The following is a 2772-nucleotide window of genomic DNA, read 5'->3' on the forward strand; positions in this document are numbered from 1 at the left end:
GGTCAGTTTCGGCGCCGGCTCGCCGTCGCCGGCCTCGCCCGTGGCGGTCCAGTGGTTGGCGCTGCCATCGGCACAGAGCTGAACGGACGGGAAGTAGAGCACCGTGTCGGGTGCGATATCGGCCGACAGCGAGCCGCGCATCACGAACTCGTCGTAATAGGCGTCGGGCAGTTCGCCGCCCTTCCAGATCACCTCGGTCACGCCTTCGCTAACCGGCGTGCCATGGTTCATATAGGTGTTGGCATAGGGACCGGTGACGGTTTCGAGCTCCCAGCCGGCATGCGGCATCGGCTTCACGCTGTAGAAGCCCTCCGGCACCTTGACGCGGATTTCGGTGGTCGCTGCGCCATTGCAGCCGTGCGGCACGCGGATGACAGCCTTGTAGCTGCTGCCGGCCGGTGCTTCGGTCGTTTCGAGCGTCATATGGGCATTGGCGGCGGAAAGGCTGGCAAGGCTGATTGCGCCGGCCCATGCGAGACGGGTCATGAACGTGGTCATGGAAATACTCCGTTTGGAATTGTCTTGATTTTTCGGGCTGGCAGAAGCCCGGGTCATAAAAATCAGACAGCGAACGGCGGAGCGCGCGGATTGTAATGGCCGGTATGAAAGACAAGCGACGGGGCATCGTCGTTCACCGTGAAGACATGCGCCACAAGGCGGGTATAGGCCGGGACGGCCTTATCCGGCGGCGGGGGCAGGACGGCGGCGTTCTGGCGGCAGGCATGGCAGGGGCCGTGGCTCATGGCCCCGTCATCGCCGGGCCCGCTGCCGCAGAGAACGCTCTGGGACGATGCCAGAAGCGAACCGGCCTCATGGTGGGTCAAGGCCGGCATGTAGGGCTGATAGATAAAGGCAAGCGCAAAGACGGCGATCACGGCCAGTGCCGCCGCCAGCTCCCGCATCGCTGCCTTCAATCCCCGCAAACCGAAAACCTCCCCATCATCCCGCCGTTCCGCCGAAGCATGCAGCATGTCGGCCAGACAAGAATGGAAGCCGCACGTTATTGCAACTTGTCAAGTTGACGCAAGCGAAATGCGATCTCGCGCGCGCCGATTTCATGCGCTGTCCTGAACATTCGGTGCGTCCGGCCCTGGGAGGCCGGACGCCTGTTTCTGCCTTTCGTGCCAAGGCTCAATGCGCGAGCATCTCGTCGACGATCTGGTCACTGTCGAGCGATGACGGGTAGTAGGTCGGCCAGTTGGTGAGTTCCTCCAGAAGGGCCGCACGATCGTCACCCCAGTAGAGGTGATAGTGATCGGCGTCGGCCGGTGCGATCCGGTGGTCGGAGAACTGGATGAACTGCGGGGCCGCTTCGTCGCCGCCGGTCTTTTTGAAGATGAAGCGAACGCCGCGGTTGCCCTTGGCATAGGTCAGGATTTCATAGCCGTCGCTTTCGTAGTGGCCTTCAACCGCTTCGCCATCCCGATAGAAGGTGACCACGTCGCCTTCAATGGTGATGCGCTCGACATCGGTCTTGTAGCCGGTGTCGTAATAGGCCTTGTATTCTTCGGCGGTCATGCTGCCGGATTCGGCCTTGTGCTCCATCACCGGATCGAGCGTGCCATCCTGAAGATAGGGGTAGACCGACTGCCAGTCGCCTTCCCAGTCGGAAAGGGTGCGATCCGCGATCTGGCTGTCATCGAAATAGCCCTTGGCGATCTGCGGGTCGCCATGATCGTGGGCATGCGCTTCGTCGCCATGAGCGTGATCGTGGTCATGGCCCTCGTGGACCATGCCGCTGCCGCCGGCAACGGCGATGTTGTAGGGCATACCGCCGACGTCGATGGTGCCGACTTCCGTGAGGCCATCCTTGGCGATGCGGCGGACGAGGCCGGCATTCGGGTCGCTCATCACGATTTCATCGCCGGCCATGGCGATGCGCGGCCGCGGATCGTTCCAGTGGCCGTCCATCGAATAGGGTCCGGTGACCTTGGCGCTTTCCGTGAGGCTGGCGTCCAGAATGTCGATCTGGTGCAGGCTGCCATCTTCGGTCAGGACATAGCCGAAACGGGCATTGGCCGGATCGAGCGCGAAATCGACGCGACGGAAGGGCAGCTCGATGTAACGGAAATGCGGCTCATCGGCCGGGTCGATGACGACAAGGCCGTTGGATCCGTAATTTCCGAGAAAGACCTGCATGCTTTTTGCGCCAAGCAGGGTGCCGGTGGTCTCGCCTTCCGGCAGATCGTCGGGGTACGTCAGCATCTCGAAAACCGGGCCGTCTTCTCCAGCGGTCACGGTCAGCACGCCTTCCTGGCAACCGGCGGCAAGAAAGGCGCCGGAGAAGGCTTCGCCGTGAATGCCGGTGCAGGTCGCGACATCGCCGGTCGGCTCGCCGTCTTCGGTGACGGCGCGCAGGCCGATGCGGGTGCCGTCGACCGGCGTGTCAGTGGCAACACTCGTGACCCAATATTGGCCAACGGGGGCCGCAAAGCCGTGGTGGGCGCGTTCCTGCTTCAGCTGGCTGGTTTCAATCTCGCCGTGGGAAAGCTCGTGAGCATCGACGATTGCGGCATAGCCGCCCTTGTCGAAATTGATGACCACCTTGCCGTCATGATCGATGATGTGGAAGGGGCGCGGACCGGTGAGGCTGCCCTCGACGGCCGCCGGCTCCTCGATATCGATATCGGAATGATCGCCATGGGAATGCAGCGAGATGCCGCTGTCGATGAAATGCACCGCATCGCTGTCCGACTGCACGGCGACGATGGCGGCGCCACCATTGACCGCGTAGAGCTTGTTCTGGCCGGCCGTGTCGAAGGACCAGCGGTG

At 62.7% G+C, this 2772-nt stretch carries 3 protein-coding genes; all 3 read right to left on the bottom strand.

The features are described 5' to 3' along the window. A partial coding sequence (locus AC5DC2_RS22425) for a YcnI family copper-binding membrane protein (protein ID WP_491700088.1) occupies positions 1 to 498 on the bottom strand: 498 nt, incomplete at its 3' end. 62 nt (positions 499 to 560) lie between these two features. Continuing rightward, positions 561 to 923, bottom strand: coding sequence for a hypothetical protein (locus AC5DC2_RS22430; protein ID WP_491700089.1), 363 nt, complete (start codon positions 921 to 923; stop codon positions 561 to 563). A 208-nt stretch (positions 924 to 1131) separates the two neighbouring features. Continuing rightward, positions 1132 to 1770 (bottom strand): ZinT family metal-binding protein, encoded by a 639-nt coding sequence (locus tag AC5DC2_RS22435; protein WP_491700090.1) that lies wholly within the window; start codon positions 1768 to 1770, stop codon positions 1132 to 1134. Positions 1771 to 2772 lie beyond the last annotated feature (1002 nt).

It is taken from the genome of Martelella sp. (assembly GCF_984369615.1).

Bases quoted from the DNA above. Each gene is read 5' to 3' on its own strand.
- AC5DC2_RS22435 (WP_491700090.1), bottom strand. From the start codon at position 1,770: ATGCCCTACAACATCGCCGTTGCCGGCGGCAGCGGCATGGTCCACGAG.